20 protein-coding genes are annotated in these 17902 nt (G+C 72.8%); 9 read left to right on the top strand and 11 right to left on the bottom strand.

The window, feature by feature from the left end; genetic code table 11:
• Window positions 1-2 precede the first annotated feature (2 nt).
• The 5 genes from ACQVFL_RS01970 to ACQVFL_RS01950 all read right to left on the bottom strand — a co-directional run bounded on the left by ACQVFL_RS01970 (window position 3) and on the right by ACQVFL_RS01950 (window position 6243).
• Window positions 3-1298, bottom strand: a complete 1296-nt coding sequence (locus ACQVFL_RS01970) for an ABC transporter substrate-binding protein (protein ID WP_396692246.1) — start codon at window positions 1296-1298, stop codon at window positions 3-5.
• Between the two features lie 24 nt (window positions 1299-1322).
• Window positions 1323-2429: a 6-phosphofructokinase gene (locus ACQVFL_RS01965; protein WP_431728451.1), complete on the bottom strand. Its 1107-nt coding sequence runs from the start codon at window positions 2427-2429 to the stop codon at window positions 1323-1325.
• Between the two features lie 2 nt (window positions 2430-2431).
• Window positions 2432-3889, bottom strand: coding sequence for an aldehyde dehydrogenase family protein (locus ACQVFL_RS01960; RefSeq protein WP_431728450.1), 1458 nt, complete (start codon window positions 3887-3889; stop codon window positions 2432-2434).
• On the bottom strand, window positions 3886-5088 hold the full coding sequence (locus tag ACQVFL_RS01955; protein WP_396692243.1) for a mandelate racemase/muconate lactonizing enzyme family protein: 1203 nt from the start codon (window positions 5086-5088) through the stop codon (window positions 3886-3888). Before ACQVFL_RS01955 ends, ACQVFL_RS01960 begins: the two co-directional genes overlap by 4 nt.
• 372 nt (window positions 5089-5460) lie before the next feature.
• The gene (locus ACQVFL_RS01950; RefSeq protein WP_396692242.1) at window positions 5461-6243 is read right to left on the bottom strand and encodes a DeoR/GlpR family DNA-binding transcription regulator; all 783 of its coding nucleotides are present in this window, start codon (window positions 6241-6243) and stop codon (window positions 5461-5463) included.
• A 116-nt stretch (window positions 6244-6359) separates the two neighbouring features.
• Here ACQVFL_RS01950 and ACQVFL_RS01945 point away from each other — a divergent pair, with 116 nt between their 5' ends.
• From ACQVFL_RS01945 to ACQVFL_RS01930, 4 genes are read left to right on the top strand one after another with little or no spacing between them, the layout of a single operon-like run.
• Window positions 6360-7229: a hypothetical protein gene (locus ACQVFL_RS01945; protein ID WP_431728449.1), complete on the top strand. Its 870-nt coding sequence runs from the start codon at window positions 6360-6362 to the stop codon at window positions 7227-7229.
• A gap of 3 nt (window positions 7230-7232) precedes the next feature.
• Entirely contained in the window at window positions 7233-7955 is a 723-nt protein-coding gene (locus tag ACQVFL_RS01940; RefSeq protein WP_431728448.1) for a TSUP family transporter, read from the top strand.
• Window positions 7952-8377, top strand: coding sequence for a YidH family protein (locus tag ACQVFL_RS01935; protein WP_396692239.1), 426 nt, complete (start codon window positions 7952-7954; stop codon window positions 8375-8377). The genes ACQVFL_RS01940 and ACQVFL_RS01935 overlap by 4 nt, the downstream gene beginning before the upstream one ends.
• Complete coding sequence (locus tag ACQVFL_RS01930) at window positions 8374-8715, top strand: DUF202 domain-containing protein (RefSeq protein WP_431728447.1); 342 nt, start codon at window positions 8374-8376, stop codon at window positions 8713-8715. The genes ACQVFL_RS01935 and ACQVFL_RS01930 overlap by 4 nt, the downstream gene beginning before the upstream one ends.
• Before the next feature lie 89 nt (window positions 8716-8804).
• On the opposite strand, the gene ACQVFL_RS01925 is transcribed toward ACQVFL_RS01930, so the two are convergent.
• Window positions 8805-9404: a TetR/AcrR family transcriptional regulator gene (locus ACQVFL_RS01925; protein ID WP_396692237.1), complete on the bottom strand. Its 600-nt coding sequence runs from the start codon at window positions 9402-9404 to the stop codon at window positions 8805-8807.
• Window positions 9405-9492: 88 nt separating this feature from the next.
• Between ACQVFL_RS01925 and ACQVFL_RS01920 the strand changes: the two genes are divergently transcribed.
• On the top strand, window positions 9493-10515 hold the full coding sequence (locus ACQVFL_RS01920) for an aldo/keto reductase (protein ID WP_396692236.1): 1023 nt from the start codon (window positions 9493-9495) through the stop codon (window positions 10513-10515).
• A gap of 25 nt (window positions 10516-10540) precedes the next feature.
• Here ACQVFL_RS01920 and ACQVFL_RS01915 read toward each other — a convergent pair whose 3' ends face one another.
• Window positions 10541-11191, bottom strand: a complete 651-nt coding sequence (locus ACQVFL_RS01915) for a TetR/AcrR family transcriptional regulator (protein WP_396692235.1) — start codon at window positions 11189-11191, stop codon at window positions 10541-10543.
• A 147-nt stretch (window positions 11192-11338) separates the two neighbouring features.
• Here ACQVFL_RS01915 and ACQVFL_RS01910 point away from each other — a divergent pair, with 147 nt between their 5' ends.
• The 4 genes from ACQVFL_RS01910 to ACQVFL_RS01895 all read left to right on the top strand — a co-directional run bounded on the left by ACQVFL_RS01910 (window position 11339) and on the right by ACQVFL_RS01895 (window position 14755).
• Window positions 11339-12040, top strand: a complete 702-nt coding sequence (locus tag ACQVFL_RS01910) for a hypothetical protein (RefSeq protein ID WP_396692234.1) — start codon at window positions 11339-11341, stop codon at window positions 12038-12040.
• Between the two features lie 187 nt (window positions 12041-12227).
• The gene (locus ACQVFL_RS01905) at window positions 12228-12350 is read left to right on the top strand and encodes a 50S ribosomal protein L36 (RefSeq protein WP_396692233.1); all 123 of its coding nucleotides are present in this window, start codon (window positions 12228-12230) and stop codon (window positions 12348-12350) included.
• 54 nt (window positions 12351-12404) lie between these two features.
• Window positions 12405-12641, top strand: a complete 237-nt coding sequence (locus ACQVFL_RS01900; protein WP_396692232.1) for a preprotein translocase YidC — start codon at window positions 12405-12407, stop codon at window positions 12639-12641.
• Between the two features lie 2 nt (window positions 12642-12643).
• The gene (locus ACQVFL_RS01895) at window positions 12644-14755 is read left to right on the top strand and encodes a heavy metal translocating P-type ATPase (RefSeq protein ID WP_431728446.1); all 2112 of its coding nucleotides are present in this window, start codon (window positions 12644-12646) and stop codon (window positions 14753-14755) included.
• Here ACQVFL_RS01895 and ACQVFL_RS01890 read toward each other — a convergent pair.
• From ACQVFL_RS01890 to ACQVFL_RS01875, 4 genes are read right to left on the bottom strand one after another with little or no spacing between them, the layout of a single operon-like run.
• Window positions 14734-15825, bottom strand: coding sequence for an ABC transporter ATP-binding protein (locus ACQVFL_RS01890; RefSeq protein ID WP_396692230.1), 1092 nt, complete (start codon window positions 15823-15825; stop codon window positions 14734-14736). The genes ACQVFL_RS01895 and ACQVFL_RS01890 overlap by 22 nt on opposite strands.
• Window positions 15822-16631 (bottom strand): ABC transporter permease, encoded by an 810-nt coding sequence (locus ACQVFL_RS01885; protein WP_396692229.1) that lies wholly within the window; start codon window positions 16629-16631, stop codon window positions 15822-15824. The genes ACQVFL_RS01890 and ACQVFL_RS01885 overlap by 4 nt, the downstream gene beginning before the upstream one ends.
• Window positions 16632-16634: 3 nt before the next feature.
• Entirely contained in the window at window positions 16635-17408 is a 774-nt protein-coding gene (gene modA / locus ACQVFL_RS01880) for a molybdate ABC transporter substrate-binding protein (protein WP_396692228.1), read from the bottom strand.
• The gene (locus tag ACQVFL_RS01875) at window positions 17405-17830 is read right to left on the bottom strand and encodes a molybdopterin-binding protein (RefSeq protein ID WP_396692227.1); all 426 of its coding nucleotides are present in this window, start codon (window positions 17828-17830) and stop codon (window positions 17405-17407) included. The genes modA and ACQVFL_RS01875 overlap by 4 nt, the downstream gene beginning before the upstream one ends.
• Window positions 17831-17902 lie beyond the last annotated feature (72 nt).

Genomic DNA, 17902 nt, shown 5'->3' with positions numbered 1-17902 from the left:
CGTCATCCCTCGTTCTTGGCCAACTGCGGGGCGAGACCGTCCTGGATCTGCTTGGCCGCCTCGGCGGCCGAGGCCCGGCCCAGGATCGCCAGGCCGACCGCGTCGCCGATGATCTTGCGCATCTCCGGCGCCGCCACACCGACCGGACCGACCTCGGTGGAGCCGGTGGTCTGCGCCGAGGTCAGCACCTCGTTCCACTCCTTGAGCAGGTCGGTATCGAGCGAGGAGGTGTACGCCTCCGAACCGGCCACCGAGGTACGCGGCGGGGCGATGCCCGACTCGGTCAGCTTCTGCTGGACCTCGGCGCTGGTCGCCCACTCGACGAACTTCCAGGCAGCGTCCTTCTTCTGGGAGAACGACGAGACCGCCAGCCCCCAGGACAGGATCGTGGTGCGGGAACCGGCCTCTCCGGCGGGGAACGCCACCACGCCCAGGTCGTCGGCCACCTTCGAGCTACCCGGGTCGGTGATACTGCTGACCTCGTTGCTCGACTCCAGCATCATCGCCGCGTTGCCGGCGGCCATCAGCGCCGAGGACTGGGTGAAGGTGTTGTTGACCACGCCGTCCGGGCCGTACTCGCGGGCCAGGGTGGCGTACTGGTCGATCGCCTCGACCGCACGCGGGTCGTCGAAGTTGGGCGTGACCTTGTCCTCCTTCGTCCACTCCACCCCGCGCGCGTGCAGGAACGGACCGAAGGTGAACGGCAGCGCCGTCGACTGCCCCCGCAACGCGATCGGCGTGACCGCACCGTTCGAGCGGTCCTTGATCGCCGCCGCGGTACTGGTCAGCTCCGCCAACGTCGTCGGCGGAGTGAGGTTGTACTGCTGGAACAGGTCCTTGCGGTAGTAGAGGACCACGGCTTCGACGTTGATCGGCGCGGCGATCTGCTTGCCGTCGACGGTCATGCCGGCCCGTACCGCCTCGGGGAAGTCCTCGACGTTGTAGTCGGCGGCACCGGAGACGTACGAGTCCAGCGGCTCGTAGTAGTTCGACCGGGCGAACTGCGGCCCCTCGCGGGAGGGCAGCGCCATGAACACGTCCATGGCGGAGCTGCGCGACTGCAGGTTGAGTTGCACCTTGTCGCGCATCTGCTGCTCGGCGAAGGTCTGCACCCGCACCTTCAGCCCCGACTCGCGCTCGAAGTCGCCGATCAGCGGCTCGATCGCCCGCTGCCAGGGGTGGTTGGACATGATGAGGTTGATCTCGTCGGACGATCCGGCGGAGTCGCCTCCGCCGCAGCCGACGAGGAGCCCGCCGGTCATGGCCAGAGCGATCCCGGCGGTGAGATATCTGCGCATGTCTTGCCCTTCCGTGTTCTCGTGTCAGCCGAGCAGGGGTTCCAGCCAGCGGTGGAAGGAGTCGAGCTCGGTGGGGTGGGTGGTGCGCCACTGCTCGGGCACGGCCCGGGTCCGCCCGGCCACCTCGGCCAGCGGCACCGGGTCGTACCCGACGTCGTACGAATCGCCGGGCCGGCGGTGCAGCCCGACCATGACCCCGCCGACGCCCTCCACCAGCAGCCGGGCCGCGCGCCGCCCGACCTCGGCGGCCTCGCGTCGGTCGGTCTCGGAGGCGAGGGAGGCGGCACTGCGCTGCGCCATCCCGAGCACCTCGCCCCGAGCGGCGACGCCGAGCCGCGCGCCGACGGTGCGGGCGAGTACCCGACAGACGCCGCCGAGCAGGATGCGGGTGTGGTTGGCCGCCTCGAACGGCTCGTCGGTCAGTTCCGGCGCGGCGCCCTCGCTGACCACCACGAAGGCCCGACCGTGGGTGGCCAGGGCGTCGGCGACCCGGTCCAGGAAGACGGTCGTGTCGAACGGGACCTCCGGCAGCAGCACCAGGTGGGGTGCGTGCGCCGGGTCGTCGCCGTGCCAGGTCGCGGCCAGCGCCAGCCAGCCCACCGAGCGACCGAGGGTCTCCACGATCCGGACCGGTTCCACGCCGGCCATCGCCGCGTGGTCGCGGGCCAGGTCCGGGACGATGCGGGTCAGGTACCGGGCGGCCGAGGCGTACCCGGGACTGTGGTCGACGCCGACCAGGTCGTTGTCGACCGTCTTCGGGATGCCGACGGTGAGCAGCGGCCGTCCCCGCTCGGCGGCCCGCTCGCCGAGGGCGTGGAGCAGGGCCATGGTGCCGTTGCCGCCGATCAGCGACACGCCGTCGACCTGGTGCCGGTCGAGCGAGTCCAGTGCGGCGTCGAGGTCGGCGACGGTCACCGCCCGGCGGCCTGCGCCGAGCCAGGACCCACCCCGGCGGGTCACCGCCACCGGCACGTCAGCCCGGGTCACCTCGGTGAACGCCCCGCTCACCAGGGCGTCCGGCCCACCGCGCAGGGCCAGCACCGGGTGCCCGTCGGCGGCCTCCAGGAAGCCGTGGAGGCTGGCGTTGACCACGGCGGTCGGCGCTCCGGTCTGTCCGATCAGCAGGCGCATGGTCAGCCCTCGACCGGCCGGGTCGCCACGCTCTGGAAGCTCTGGAACGCCTCCAGACCGGGACGTCCGCCCTCGTAGCCGAGGCCGGAGTGGCCGAGCCCGCCGAAGGGCACCCACGGGGTGTTCGGCGTACCGGTGTTGACACCGACGATCCCGGCCCGCAACCGACCGGCCACCGCACGGGCGGCGTCGAGGTCGGTGCCGCAGACGTAGCCGGCCAGTCCGTACCCGGTGGCGTGGTGCAGACGCAGCACCTCGTCGAGATCCCGGTAGACACGCACCGGCGCGACCGGTCCGAAGATCTCCTCGGTCATCGCACGGCAGTCGTCCGGTGCGTCCAGCAGCACGGTCGGGGCGGCGAAGTGTCCCGTCGTGGGCAGACCGGCGTCGGTGGTCACCGCACGGGCGCCCCGGGCGACGGCGTCGGCGACGATCTCGGCCATTCGGGCGGGGTCGCCGGCCGGGGCGAGTGGCCCCAGGTCGGTGGCCGGATCGGTGGGGTCACCGACGCGCAGCGCCCGGGTGGCGGCGACGAACGCCCCGGTGAACTCCTCGGCCACCTCGGCGGCGACGAAGACCTGGTTGGCGGCGATGCAGGACTGGCCGTTGTTGCGGTACTTGGCCACCACCAGGGTCTCGGCCGCCGCCGCCGGATCGGCGTCGGGAAGCACCACGAACGGCGCGCATCCGCCCAGCTCCAGCACGGTACGCAGGAAGTGCGGGGCGGCCTGGGCGGCGACCAGCTTCCCGACCCGGGTGGAGCCGGTGAACGACACCACGCGCACCGCCGGGTCGGCGAGCCAGGGGTTCACCACGTCCTCCGGAGTGCCGAGGACGGTGGAGAGCCACCCCTCCGGCAGGTGCCGGGCACAGACCTCGGCCAGCACCAACGACGACAACGGGGCGATTTCGCTCGGCTTGAACAGCACCGGTGCTCCGGCCGCCACCGCCGGGGCGATCTTGCGGGCCGGAATGGAGACCGGGAAGTTCCACGGGGTGAGTACGGCGGCCACCCCGATCGGCCGCGTCCGCACCTCGTGCCGGATCCCCGGCACCACGTCGAACTGCTCGGTCGACTGCCTTTCCAGCAGCTCGGCGGTGATCCGGAAGTACGCCACCGTGAGCCCCAGCTCGGCCCGGCCCTCGGCGAGTCGTTTGCCGGTCTCCCGGGTGATCAGGGCCGGCCACTCGTCCTGGCCGGCGAGCTGCTCGACGGCGTCGGCGATGGACCGCAGCGCGGCGGTCCGCTCGGCGACCGGACTGTCCACCCAGCCGACCGACTTCTTCGCGGCATCGAGGGCGGCAGCGGCCTCGGCCGCCGCACCGAGGGTCACCTCGGCGAAGGCGACGCCGTTGGCCGGATCGTGTACGGCCAACCGCGCGCCACCGGCGTCGGGGTGGCCGGCGACCCGCACGGCGGTGTCGGCGGCGAGAACCTGCGAGACGATGCGGTCGGTCACGGTAGCTGCTCCTCGTAGCGGTCGAGCTGGTCAGGGTCGAGGTCGATGCCGAGGCCGGGCTGGTCCGGCACCCGGACGGTGCCGTGATCGGTGAGCAGCGCGTCGGCGGCAGCGCGCAGCGGGTTGGAGCGGATGTCCCACTCGACGAGTCGGGTGGCCCGGCTTGCGGCGGCGGCGCAGACCGTCGCCGCAGTGGCGACGGCGCCGTTGTACAGGTGCGGATTGACGGTGTGCCCGGTGGCGGCGGCGGCCGTACGGACGGCGAGGAACTCGGTGATTCCGCCGACCTTGCTCAGGTCGGGTTGGACGATGCGGACCGCGTCGGCACGCAGGTACGGCGTGAAGGCCGTCGCGCCGTAGAGGTTCTCCCCGGTGGCCAGGGGCATCCCGGTACGGCGGGCCAGCTCGGCCAACTGCTCCGGACGGTCACCGGCGAGCGGCTCCTCCAGCCAGGCCACTCCCAGCTCGGCCAGGGCGGGCGTGACGGCCAGCGCCTCGTCGAGCGACCACGCCTGGTTGGCGTCGGCGAAGAGCTGCGCGTCGTCGCCGAGGACCCGCCGGGCGGCGCGGACGTTGGCCAGGTCGGTCTCGGCACCGAAGCCGACCTTGATCTTCACGGCGGTCAGGCCGAGCGCGGCGCAGCGTTCGGCGGTCTCGGCGACCCCGGTCGGGCCGAGGCTGGAGCCGTAGACCGGCACCTCGGTGGGCGGCTCGGGGTGGTCGGCGAGCAGCCGGGTCAGACTCACCCCGGCATGCCGGGCGGCAAGATCCCACAGGGCCAGGTCGACACCGCTGACGGCCTGGTGGATCGGGCCCGGCGCGCCCCACTGCCGGCCCAGCGGTCGCAGCCGCCGCAGCAGCGTCCGGTGGGCCTCGGCGGTGTCGGTGAAGCGCCGGCCGACCAGGAGCGGGGCGACTCCTTCGCGGATCGTGGCGATCCGCTCCCGCCAGGCCCAGGAGGGATAGTTGGCCCAGGTCTCGCCCACGCCCACCGAACCGTCCGCGAGCTCGACCTCGACCAGGATCATCACCCGGTGGGTCAGCGGGGCGAACGACATGGCGATCTTCTCGTCGGGACGGGCCCGCAGCACCCGGCAGCGCACGGCGGCCACGGCGACGTCCGGCAGCGCCGCCGGTGAGGGCGCGGCGGCCGACGGTTCGGAGGTGGGCTGCCCCACGGCTGCGGACGTTCGGAGCATTGTTCCCTCTCTCACAACTCGCACCAAGGTGCATGCAATCTTGGGGGCACGTGAAGTCCACGTCAAGGGCCCGTAACAAATGTGTTGCCTGCTGAGCGGGCGGAGCCGGGATTCGGCGCACGCGACGACCCGGCGCGGCAGACGGCGGTCGAGTGCGGCCTGCGGTCACCAACCCGCCGGTCGGGTGCAGTCGGTGGTCACCGTCCGGGGCAGGTCACCGGCCGCGAGTCAACGCGGGACGGTGCGAAGCGGACCCGAGCGCGAGTCGGCGCGGCGCAGGCCGGAGCCGGGTCGGGGGCAGCGTGGGTCAGCGCGGGTCGGCGCAGGTCGGGGCGGCGCAGGTCGGGGCGGCGCGGGTCGGGGCGGTGGCGGTCAGGCGCGGACGAACCGGGTCCCGGCGCGCCGGGCGGCATCGGCCACGGCCGGCGGCAGGTCGACGTCGGTGACCAGGGTGTCGATCCGGTCGAAGGCGCAGACCCGGACCGGGGCGCTGGCGTCGAACTTGCTGCCGTCGGCGACCAGGACCACCTCGTCGGCGATCTCCATCACCGCGTGCTTCGCGGTCAGTTCCACCTCGGACCGCACGTAGACACCCCGGGCGTCCACCGCGCTGGCGCCCAGGAAGAGCATCCGTACCCGCATCCGCTGCAACAGGTCCAGGGCGGCGAAGCCGACCATCGCCTGGTTCTCGTGCAGCACCTCGCCGCCGAGGCCGATCACCCGGACCCGAGGTCGACCCAGCATCTGCGCCAGCACCGGAACCGAGTGGGTGACCAGGCAGCCGTCGAAGTCGTCGGGAAGGCAGTGCGCCACGGCGGCTGCGGTCGTACCGCTGTCCACGCCGATCGTGTCGCCGGGAGTGACCAGCGCCGCGGCGGCGCGGCCGACGACGAGCTTGGCCTCGGGGTTGACCTGCGCGCGGTGCAGGTAGCTGGGGCCGGCGGCACCACCGGGGGGCAGGCTGACCCCACCGTGGACCAGCACCGCCTCGCCCCGCTCGGCGAGCCGGCGCAGGTCACGACGGACGGTCATCGGGGAGACGCCGAGCTGCTCGGCGAGGTCGGTCACGGAGAGGAAGCCCGACCGGCGCAGCGCCGCCATGATCTGGGTCCGGCGCTGCGGCGCGCCGTCGTAGCGCAGGGACTCCAAGGTCACGCCGGGCGCCTTCCTCTCGGGATGGATGAAGTCTAGAGCACCAACCCATCTGGTTGATTTCTAACAACGGATGTTAGTTTTACCATCCGTTGTTCTGCCTTCCTGGAGGATGAGCTGTGACCGACTTCCCCGCCTCGAGCCTGGCCCGCCCCTCCGGTGGTTACGCGATGCTCGCCGTCGACCAGCGCGAGGCTCTGCGGGCCATGTTCGCCGCCCACCAGTCCGCCCCCGTCACCGACCGACAACTGACCGACTTCAAGGTGACCGTCGCCCGGGTGCTCAGCCCGTACGCCTCGGCCCTGCTTGTGGACAAGCAGTTCGGCTGGGACGCCGTGGTGGCCAGCGGCGCCGTCGCCCCCGACTGCGCCCTGATCGCCGCTGCGGACGCCTTCACCGGCAGCGCCACCGAGTTCGTCGCCGACGTGGCGATCGACCCCGCCGTCGTCCCGGCCACCGTCCGCGCCGAGGGCGCCAAGGCACTCAAGCTGCTCCTGCTCTGGCGTCCGGACGAGGACCCCGAGGGCCGGATCGCGCTCGCCACCGACTTCATCGAGCGGTGCCGCAAGCACGGTCTGGTCAGCATCATCGAGCCGGTCAGCCGAGGCCCGCGCGACGGCGGCGAGTACGACCACGAGGCCGGCATCCACGCCGCCGCCCGGGAACTCGGGGCTCTCGGGGCCGACCTGTACAAGGCCGAGGTCCCCACCCACGGCAAGGGCACCGAGGCGGAGATCCTCGCCGGCTCGCAACAGCTCACCGAGGTCATCGACAGCCCCTGGGTCGTCCTGTCGTCCGGCGTACCGGCGGAGCGCTTCGGCACGGCCGTCCGGACCGCCTGCCGGGGCGGAGCCTCCGGCTTCCTGGCCGGACGTGCCGTCTGGGCCTCGGTGATCGGCAGCCCCACCCTGGAGGCGGACCTCTCCACCGTCTCCGCCGACCGGCTGCGCCGACTCGCCGACCTCGTCGACGACGCCGTCACCCGCTGAGCCGTGCCGGTCGGCGATCTGCTCGCGGTGGCCGCCGTGGCGCTCGGCGCCACGGCGCAGCGCCTCACCGGTCTGGGATTCGCCCTGGTGGCGGCCCCGTTCCTGGTGGTGCTGCTCGGGCCCCGCACCGGCGTCACCCTCGCCAACGTCCTCTCCATCGCGATCTGCCTGATCGTGCTCGCCGGGACCTTCCGGCACCTGCAACGACGGCTCGCTGCGACCCTGGCCGTCGGCGCCGTCGTCGCCGTACCGCTGGGCGCGCTGGTGGTCCGCACCCTGCCCACCCCGGCGTTGCTGATCGGAGTGGGCACGCTGACCGCCGCCTCGGTGCTCTGGGTGGCCGCCGGGCGGGAACTGCGGCTGCTCCGCCGTCGGGGTGGAGCCGTCGTCGCCGGCCTGGCCTCGGGCTTCTGCAACACCACCGCCGCCACCGGCGGCCCGCCGTTGGCGGTCTACGCGGCCAGCACCAGTTGGTCGCAACGCGCCTTCGTGCCCAGCGTGCAGCTCGTCGGACTGGTGAGCAACGGACTCTCGGTGGCCGCGAAGGGACCTCCGGCGGTCTCCCTGCCCTTCGTCGCCTTCTGTGGGGTGGCGATGGCGGCCGGGCTACTCGGCGGGCAGTTCCTCACCCGGCGGGTCAGTGAGGCCCACGCACGCCGGGCGATGCTCCTGCTGGCCCTCGGCGGCAGTCTGCTCGCCGTCGGCAAGGGGGTGACCTCGCTGTGACCGGACGTCAGGGCTACGAATCCAACCCCGCACCCGCCGACCCGGACGACGTACCCCGTGCCGGCCCGGTCCGCCGACCCGGGCGACTCTTCGCCGTCGGCACCGACCCCGATCCCCGGTTCACGCTGGCCAACGAGCGCACCTTCCTCGCCTGGATCCGTACCTCACTGGCGCTCTTCGCGGCCGGCATCGCCCTGGAGGGCCTCAACCTGCCCATCCATCCGGGCTATCGGCTCGCCGCCGCCGTGCTCCTGATCGCACTCGGCACGCTCACCCCGGCCCACGCCTGGCTCGGCTGGCTGCGCACCGAGCGGGCGCTGCGACTGAGCCGGGGACTGCCGCCGCCGACCAGCATGGCGGTGCCGCTCGCCACCGGGCTGCTGACCGTCGGGATCCTGCTCACCCTCGGTCTGCTGCGGTGAGCACGGCGGGCCTGCACGTCGAGCGGACCAGACTGGCGTGGCGTCGCACCGCCGCCGCCTACGCGTTGGCCGCGCTCGTGATCGGTCGGATCCTGGCGTTCGACCTGGGGCACGCCGCGTTGGCGGTCGCGGCTCCGTTCGCCGCCGTGGCGCTGCTGGTGATGATCGGACCGCTGCCGCGCCGAGCCTCCGCAGCCCGGGTCACCCACCGAGCACCGGCCGCCCGCCCGGCCGGTGCCGCACCGCCGACCGCACCGGCACCCGTGCTGCTCGCCCTGGTGGCCGCGATGACCGCCCTCGCGGGGCTGGTCGGGGCGATCGTCGTGCTGTTGGCCTGACCGGGAACGTCGACCGTCGCCGGACGAGTCCGGGCCGGGTGGGACCGCTCCCTCCCCGCGCACTCGACGTGCGCCCGTTCCCGTGCCGGTCAGCGCGGGACGTCGCCGGACCGTACTCCGTTGACCAGGAGCGCGACCATGCGGCGCGCGTAGTCGGGCTCCTCGTCCGGCATGGGCGCGCACAGCTTCGCGACCGCGTAGAGCAGATCCTGTGGGCTGATCTCGGCTCGGATCTCGCCGGCCGCCGTCGCGCTGTCGAGCAGGGCTCCGAGGGGCGGCCCCAGCTTCTCCATCAGGTAGCCGGAGAGGCCGTCGTACGCGGGATTGCCGGAGTGCAGGGCCACGGCGAAGCCCCGTTTGGTCGCGACGAGTGCGGCGAACCGGTCGAGCCACCCGGCGAGTGCGGCCATCGGCTCGTGCGCGGCGGCCAGCACCGGAGCCGCCTCGGCGCAGGCGTCGATCTCTCGCTCGATCACCGCCTTGATCAGGTCTGAGCGCTGGGGAAAGTGCCGGTAGAGCGTGCCGACCCCGACACCGGCCAGGTCGGTGATCTGTTTGGCGGGCGCGTCCACACCCGAGGTGCCGAAGACCGTCTTCGCCGCGTCGAGCAGCGAGTCGACGTTGCGCTGCGCATCGGTGCGCTTCCGGCGCGGCACCCGCCCGACCGCCGGTGGACCGGTCTCCGACACGTCAACCCCCTTGCTGTTCCGGAAAGCCGTTCCGTATAGTTCCGGAAAGCCATTCCGCTTAACCTGACGATACCCCGAGGAGACGATCATGCAGTACCGCCCTCTGGGCCGGACCGGCATCAAGGTCAGCCCGTACGCGCTCGGCGCGCTGATGTTCGCCACGCAGGTGGGCAACCCCGACCCGCAGGACTCGGTCCGGGTGATCCACAAGGCGCTCGACGTCGGCATCAACCTCGTCGACACCTCCGACGCGTACGGCGACTCGGAGGAGGTCGTCGGCCGGGCACTCGTGGGTCGGCGGGACACCGTCGTCCTGGCCACCAAGTTCAGCCGCCCGACCGGCACCGACCCCAACCAGCAGGGCACCTCCCGACGCTGGATCACCACTGCGGTCGAGGACTCCCTGCGCCGCCTGCGCACCGACCACATCGACCTGTACCAGGTGCACCGGCTGGACCCGGACACCGACATCGAGGAGACGCTCTCCGCACTCACCGACCTGATCCGCACCGGGAAGGTACGGGCGATCGGGTCGTCCAACACCCCGGCCGGCGACATCGTCGAGGCGCAGTCGGTCGCCGAACGACGCGGGCTGGCACGTTTCCGCGCCGAACAGGCGCCCTACTCGATCCTCAACCGCGGCATCGAGAACGAGGTGCTGCCGACGGCGCAGCGCTACGGGATGGGCACGCTGGTCTGGGGCCCGCTCGGTCAGGGGATGCTCACCGGCCGGGTCCGCAAGGGCCGGCAGAACGACCTGCGACGGGCCCACATCTTCCGCCACCTCACCGACGAGCGCCGGATCGACGTCGTCGAGCGGCTCGCCCCGCTCGCCGAGGAGGCCGGTCTGCCGCTGACCCATCTCGCCATGGCCTTCGCCATCGCACACCCGGGCGTGACCAGCGCGCTGCTGGGTGCCCGCACCCTGGACCAGCTCGACGGCCTGCTCGACGGCCTCGACGTCGCGCTCTCCGACGACGTCCTCGACCGGATCGACGAGATCGTCCCGCCCGGCACCGACGTCACCCGGCTCGATCAGGCATACCTGCCGCCGGCCCTGACGGAGCCCGCGCTGCGCCGCCGACCGGTCGGCGAGCGCCGCGCCGCCTGAGTCGGGCGCGACGGCTCGGCGACGATCAACGCGCACCGTAGGCGCGGATGAAGACGCGCACGCCGTCGATCATGGTCTTCCTGACCCGGTCGGGATCGACGCCGGTCGGGTCGGGCTGCTGGTTGTAGGCCAGCAGGACGGTCAGGGCGAAGAGGTGCTCGGTGGCCAGGCGCGGATCGTCGGTCTCCAGCAGGCCGGCCTCGGCGAAGCCGGCGACGTACTCGGCCATCAACTCCTCGGCGCCGTCGGTGGACACGTCGTCGCCGGTGCTGGGGGTACGTAGGCGTTCCTGGGCGGCGAGCGCGAACGCCGCGGCGTAGTCGGCGGAGCCGACCATCGTCGTGCCGAAGTCGACGAGTAGTGCGGTCATGGCCTGTTCGAGGTGGGCGACCGTGGTGATCGGCACCTCGGCCGAGAGGTGCTCGTCGAAGGCGCGCCGCGCGGAGGCCAGCAGCGATTCGGAGGCGTCCGTGAGGATGGCGAGGAACAGCCGCCGCTTGTCGCCGAAGTAGTCGTAGACGGTGGCCTTGGAGACCTTCGCCTCGGCGGCGACGGCGTCCATGCTCACCCGGTCGACGCCCTGCCGGACGAACAGCTCACGCGCCGCCGCGAGGACCGCCTTCCGCTTCGCCGCCGACCTCTCCCGCACCGGCTTCGCCGCCTGGCCTGCACCCACTGACCGCGCTCCTCGTGATCGTCGTGCCCCGTCCGTCCCGCGCGCTGAACTATACCGTTCAGTCTTGCCAGGCCAGACTGAACCGTTTAGTTTAGTTGTGGCGCCGGCACGACGACGCCACTCCACCGAGAGGTTCAGGAGAGACCCGTGCCCAAAGCACCAGCGGTGCTGGGAACCATCGCCGAAGCTCTACTCGGGCGTACCGGACACGTCGAGGCCGTCACCGAGCCCTTCCCCGGCTTCCTCGACGTACGCCTGCGTGCCGACCCACCATCCGGTGGTTGGCACCCCACCCAGGAACTCCAGTTCCGCGTCACCCCCACCCGCAGCCGCCGGTACAACATCCGCACCGTCGACCCGGATCATGCCGACCGCATCGGTCTGCTCATCGCCACCCGCGCCACCGGACCGGGCACGACCTGGGCGAGACAACTGCGCGCCGGAGCCGAGACCACGATCCTGGCGGGTCGGCACATGCCCTTGCGGCTGGCCGGGACCCGACGGCTCCACCTCGGCGACAGCTCCGCCCTCGGCACGATCGACGCCCACACCCGCGACACCGCTCACCTCGTGGCCGTCGAGGTCCCGCCGGCCGCCGTCGCGGCACTCGCCCAGCGCTGGCCACGACACCACTTCGTCGCCGCCACCCCACTGCCGGGTGACGCACTCCAGCGCTGGCTGGAGAGCATGACCGACACCGGCGCCCTCGACGGCATCGACGGCGCCCTGCTGCTCGGACATGCCCAATCCCTGCAACGACAGCGCCGGCACCTCCACCAGCACCGGGTACTCCCACGGAAGGCCATCGTCACCAAGCCGTACTGGGCCACCGGCAAGGAGGGCCTGTGAACCGGTCACCGTGGGCGAGGATCGCGCGGCCCGCGCCGCCGTCGCGCCGTCCACCGGAGTCCGGCCGTACCGATGGGGGTCGCGCCCGCCGGGCTCACGTGCCGCGTGTGGCATGCGCCGGTACGGGTAGACGAGTCGTACGGCACGCGACACGGCGTGCGGACACCGACCGGCAACGGGAGGCGCGATGAAGGTCAGGAGTTCGTTGCGGGCGTTGACGCGGAAGATGAACTCGATCGTGGTCCGCCGTCGGGGCAAGGTCTTCGTGGTCAACAAGAAGGACCCGCGCCAGAAGGCCCGGCAGGGCTGACGGCCTCGCCACCCGGAAAGCGGCGTGGCGGTTCAAACAGGGCAGGAGGCGACCGTGAGCTTCAGAGCGCGGGACGGCGAGCAGCCGGTCGATCCGGACCACGCCGAGGACGAGGCCGGTCAGGTTCCGCTCGTCCAGGTCGAGGCGGACACCGACGTGCCCGCGCCGGACGACACCGACGTACGGCCGGACCTGGTGACCGAGGACGACGGGTCGGGGATGACCGGCGGCTCCTCGGGCAGCAGTGGCGGCGGCTCCAGCATGCCCGGACACCCCGACGCCTCCCACTGAGGATGTCTCCCGCCGGCCATCACCACGACAAGCACGCCGGGCACGACCCGGAGGTCTTCCGCCGCAAGTTCTGGCTGAGCCTGGCGCTGACCGTGCCCGTCGTGCTCACCAGCCACATGGTGATGGACTGGTTCGGCTACCGGCTGGACCTCTCCGGCGTCGACCTGGTGGGGCCGGTCCTCGGCACGGTGGTCTTCGGCTACGGCGGCTGGCCCTTCCTCCAGGGCGCGGTACGCGAGGTCCGCGACCGCGCCCCCGGGATGATGCTGCTGATCGCCACGGCGATCACGGTCGCGTACGTGGCGTCGCTGGCCACCGCGTTCGGCGCGTTCGACCTGGACTTCTGGTGGGAACTGGCCGCCCTGGTCACCATCATGCTGCTCGGGCACTGGCAGGAGATGAAGGCCATCGGCCAGGCCCGGGGCGCCCTCTCGGCGTTGGCCGCGTTGCTGCCCGACGACGCGGAACGCCTCGACCCGGACGGCCGACCGCAGGCGGTCACCGTGGCCGACCTGCGCGTCGGCGACCTGGTCCTGGTCCGGCCGGGCGGCCGGGTGCCGGCGGACGGGCAGATCGTCGACGGCACTGCCGAACTGGACGAGTCGATGATCACCGGGGAGTCGCGGCCGGTGTCCCGCTCGCCCGGCGACCGGGTGGTGGCCGGCACGGTCGCCACCGACGCGGCACTACGGGTACGGGTCGACGCGGTCGGCGACGACACCGCGCTGGCCGGCATCCAACGGCTGGTGGCGCAGGCACAGCAGTCCAGCGGACGGGCGCAGGTGCTGGCCGACCGGTTCGCCGCCTGGTTGTTCTACGTCGCCACCGCCACGGCCCTGGTCACCCTGCTGGTGTGGACGCTCCTCGGCAACCTCGACGAGGCGGTCGTCCGTACGGTGACGGTGCTGGTCATCGCCTGCCCGCACGCGCTCGGCCTGGCCATCCCGCTGGTGATCGCCCTCTCCACGGCGGTCGCCGCGAAGGGCGGCATCCTGGTCAAGGACCGGTTGGCGCTGGAACGGATGCGCACAGTGGACACCGTGTTGTTCGACAAGACCGGCACGTTGACCCGGGGCGAACACGTGGTCAGCGACGTCGCTGCCACGAGCGGGTACCGCGCGGCGGATGGCGGCCGGTCGGACGGGACCGGCGACGGTGAACGGGACGTACTCGCCATCGCGGCGGCGGTGGAGGCGGACAGCGAGCATCCCCTGGCCCGAGCCATCGTGGCCGCCGCCGACCGGCAGGCGGACCGGCGGACGGCGACCGGATTCCGGCCGCTGACCGGTCGGGGCGTCCGCGCCGAGGTCGACGGCGTGACCTACGCGGTCGGCGGACCGGCGCTGCTGCGGGAGTTCGGCGTCACCGTGCCCGACGACCTCGCCCGACGGCAGCGGGACTGGTCCGCGCGGGGCGCGGCGGTGCTGCACCTGCTGCGGATGTCGGACGACGGTGGGGCGACGGTGCTGGGCGCGCTGGCCCTGGAGGACGAGGTGCGCCCGGAGGCCCGGCAGGCGGTCGCCGACCTGCGCGCCCAGGGCATCCGGAAGATCGTGATGATCACGGGTGACGCCCGTCCGGTGGCCGAGGCGGTCGCCGCCGACCTCGGGTTCCGCCCCGGTGAGGACGAGGTCTTCGCCGAGGTGCTCCCGGCGGACAAGGACGACGCGGTGGCGGACCTGCACCGACGCGGACTGCGGGTGGCGATGGTCGGTGACGGGGTGAACGACGCCCCGGCGCTGGCCCGCGCGACCGTGGGCATCGCGATCGGCGCGGGTACCGACGTGGCGATCGAGTCCGCCGGGGTGGTGCTCGCCTCCTCCGACCCGCGCGGCGTGACCGGGGTGATCCGGCTGTCCCGCGCCGCGTACCGGAAGATGGTCCAGAACCTGGTCTGGGCCGCCGGCTACAACGTGGTCGCGCTGCCGCTCGCCGCCGGAGTGCTGGCCTGGGCCGGAGTGGCGCTGAGCCCGGCGGTCGCGGCGGTGCTGATGTCCGCCTCCACCATCGTGGTCGCGCTCAACGCCCAACTGCTGCGCCGGGTCCGGCTCCGGCCGCAGGACCAGACGGGTGCGCGGCTCCGGCCGCAGGATCAGACCGGCGCGGCGGGGTAGGCGCGGGTCTCGGCGGCCTTGACCGCGGCCCAGACCGGTTGGCCAGGGGTGAGCGCGAGCTGCGCGGCAGCGGCCGGCGTGACGTCGGCGGCGACCTCGATCGGGCCGCTGAGCTGGATGCGCAGGTTGTCGCCGTGCCGCTGGACCCCGGTGATGGTGGCCGGCCAGGTGTTGCGTGGACTGCCGTCGGGCTGTCGGGGGTGCAGCGCCACCGCCGACGGCGGGAACGCCACGAACACGTCGCCGTGCTGCGGATCCCCGGCGGTCAGCCGGAACCCGTCGGCGAGCCGGACGTGATGCCCGTCGGCCCACCCCCGGTACAGGTTGAGGCCGACCAGGCGGGCCACGTAGTCGGTGCGGGGCTGGGCGGTGATGGTGGCGGCGCTGCCCTCCTGGACGACCGCGCCGTGTTCGACGATGACCAGCCGGTCGGCGAGCACCAGGGCGTCGAGCGGGTCGTGCGTCACCAACAGGGTGGCACCGGTGTGCGCGGCGAGATGCCGCTGCAACTGGGCCCGGGTGTCGAGCCGGGTCCCCGCGTCGAGCGCGGCCAACGGCTCGTCGAGCAGCAGCAACGCCGGTTCGACGGCCAACGCGCGGGCGAGGGCGACCCGTTGGGCCTGCCCGCCGGAGAGTTGTCGGGGCTTGTGTCCGGCGTGTGCGCCCAGTCCCATCCGCGCCAACCAGTCGGCGGCCCGGCCTCGGGCCTGCCGGCGGTTCAGGCCCTGCCGGCGCGGGCCGAACGCGACGTTGTCCAACGCGGTGAGGTGCGGAAAGAGCAGGTAGTCCTGGAAGACCACACCGACGGACCGCCGCTCGGGCGGGGTCCAGATCCGCCGCTGCGGGTGGTCGAGGACACGGTCGTCCAGGGTGAGGTGCCCGGTCGAGAGCGGGAGCAGCCCCGCGAGCGTACGCAGGGCGGTGGTCTTGCCGGCCCCGTTGGGCCCGAGCAGTGCGACCACCTCGCCGGGCCCGATGGTCAGCGGCAGGTCCAGCCGGAACTCACCCCGCGTCACGCCCAGACGGGCGTCGAGCAGCGGCGACCCGGCGGTCGGTGGCGGGACGGTCATGACGAGGTGATCCACCGATCACGAAGGCAGGCGAGGATCACCACGGAGACGGTCAACAGGATGAGGCTCAGCACGATCGCGGCCTCCAGGTCGGTCTCCAGCGCGAGATAGACGGCCAGCGGCATGGTCTGTGTCCGGCCGGGATAGTTGCCGGCGAAGGTGATGGTGGCGCCGAACTCGCCGAGCGCACGGGCCCAGCAGAGCACCGCCCCGGCCGCGATGCCGGGCGCCACGAGCGGCAGCGTGACGTGGGTGAAGGTGGTCCACCGACCGGCACCGAGCGTGGCGGCTGCCTCCTCGTACCGGGTGTCCGCGCCACGCAGCGCCCCCTCCACCGCGATGATCAGGAAGGGCATCGCGACGAACGCCTCGGCGAGCACCACCGCCGTGGTGGTGAACGGCAGCGTGATGCCGAACGTACTGTCCAGCCAGGACCCGACCAGCCCCCGCCGCCCGAAGACCAGGAGCAGCGCCACGCCGCCGACCACCGGCGGCAGCACCAGCGGCACGGTGATCAGGGCACGCACCACCCGGCGGCCGGGGAACGACACCCGGGCCAGCAGCCAGGCCAACGGGATGCCGAGGACCAGGCAGAGCAGGGTGGCCAGCGAGGCGGTCTGCACCGACAGCCGCAACGCGGTCAGCACGCCCGGTTCGGTGAGTCGCTGCGGCAGCGTGCTCCACGGCGTTCGGACCAGCAGCCCGGCCAGCGGCAGCACCAGGAAGACCAGGCCGAGCGTCGCGGGCACCAGCAGGGCGATCGGGACCCGCCCGGTGCGCCGGGTACGGGTGGGGACGCGGATCACCGGCTACGGCGCCTGGAATCCGGCCTCGGTGAGCACGGCCTGCCCGGTGTCGGAGCGCACGTACTCCACGAAGGCCCGCGCGGTCGTCGCGTTGCGGGCGTCCTTGAGCACCAGGATCGGGTAGTCGTTGATCGCCCCGGCCGACTCGGGGAACTCGACGCCGTCGACGTCCGCGTCGGCGGCCCGCGCGTCGGTCCGGTACACCAGCGCGGCGTCCACCTCACCCAGGCGCACCTTGGACAGCGCGGCCTTCACGTCCTGCTCCAGAGTGACCGGGGTGAGCGCCACCCCGGCCGCGTCCAGCGCCGTCCGCGCCGCCGCCCCGCACGGCACCTGCTCGGCGCAGAGCGCCACCTTCGCGCCGGGCCGGGTCAGATCACTCAGCCCGGTCACCCGGTCGGGGTTGCCCTGGGGTACGGCGATGACGAGCTGGTTGCGCACGAAGGTGACGGGCTCACCGTCGCCGTTGCCCGCCTCGGTGACGGTGGCCATCGGGGCGGGAGCGGCGGAGGCGAACACGTCGGCGGGTGCGCCCTGGTTGATCTGGGTGGCCAGCGCGGAGCTGCCGGCGAAGCTGATCGTGACCCGCACGCCCGGGTGGGCCGCCTCGAAGTCCTTGCCGATGCGGCTGAACGACTCGGTCAGCGAGGCGGCGGCGAAGACGGTCAGTTCACCGCCGATCCCGTTCCCGCCGGTCGGCGGGTCGGCGGCGTCCTCGGCACATCCGCCGAGCAATGCGAGTGCGGCGACCGCGGCCAGGAGACGTACTGCCTTCACGAGTGGGCCCTTCCTCTGCTGCCGGCCGGCACGGCGGGTTTCTCCACCACGACGGTGGTCGACTTGATCACTGCTTCCGCCACCGACCCGACCTCAAGGCCGAGGTGGTCGACGGCTTCCCGGCTCATCAACGAGACCAGCCGGAACGGACCGGCCTGGATGTCGACCTGGGCCATCACCGCGTCCTTGACCACGGCGGTGACGATGCCGCGCAGCCGGTTGCGTGCCGAGGACTCGTCGGCCCGCCCACCGGGATCGGCGGCCTGGGCGCGGACGAACGCGGCCAACTCGACCCCGTCGATCACCCGGTGGCCGTGCTCGTCACGGTCGGCGGTGAGCCGACCGGCATCCACCCAGCGACGCATGGTGTCGACGCTGACCCCGAGCAACTCGGCCGCCTCACCCATCCGGAACATCGTCACGGACGGATCGTAACGGCCGCAGATGCGGCCTGGAAGACCGAGACATGGCCGCATCCACGATGACTGTCGCCC

Source organism: Verrucosispora sp. TAA-831 (genome assembly GCF_050780145.1).
Classification (GTDB): domain Bacteria; phylum Actinomycetota; class Actinomycetes; order Mycobacteriales; family Micromonosporaceae; genus Micromonospora.
The sequence above is the reverse complement of the archived record's forward strand: the minus strand, read 5'-3'. Positions and strand labels throughout refer to the sequence as shown.

What these genes read in the sequence shown, in the direction of transcription:
- ACQVFL_RS01890 (WP_396692230.1), bottom strand. Translation starts at nt 15,825, where the DNA reads ATGACCGTCCCGCCACCGACCGCCGGGTCGCCGCTGCTCGACGCCCGT.
- ACQVFL_RS01965 (WP_431728451.1), bottom strand. Translation starts at nt 2,429, where the DNA reads ATGCGCCTGCTGATCGGACAGACCGGAGCGCCGACCGCCGTGGTCAAC.
- ACQVFL_RS01895 (WP_431728446.1), top strand. Translation starts at nt 12,644, where the DNA reads ATGTCTCCCGCCGGCCATCACCACGACAAGCACGCCGGGCACGACCCG.
- ACQVFL_RS01920 (WP_396692236.1), top strand. Translation starts at nt 9,493, where the DNA reads ATGCAGTACCGCCCTCTGGGCCGGACCGGCATCAAGGTCAGCCCGTAC.
- ACQVFL_RS01955 (WP_396692243.1), bottom strand. Translation starts at nt 5,088, where the DNA reads ATGCTCCGAACGTCCGCAGCCGTGGGGCAGCCCACCTCCGAACCGTCG.
- ACQVFL_RS01905 (WP_396692233.1), top strand. Translation starts at nt 12,228, where the DNA reads ATGAAGGTCAGGAGTTCGTTGCGGGCGTTGACGCGGAAGATGAACTCG.
- ACQVFL_RS01970 (WP_396692246.1), bottom strand. Translation starts at nt 1,298, where the DNA reads ATGCGCAGATATCTCACCGCCGGGATCGCTCTGGCCATGACCGGCGGG.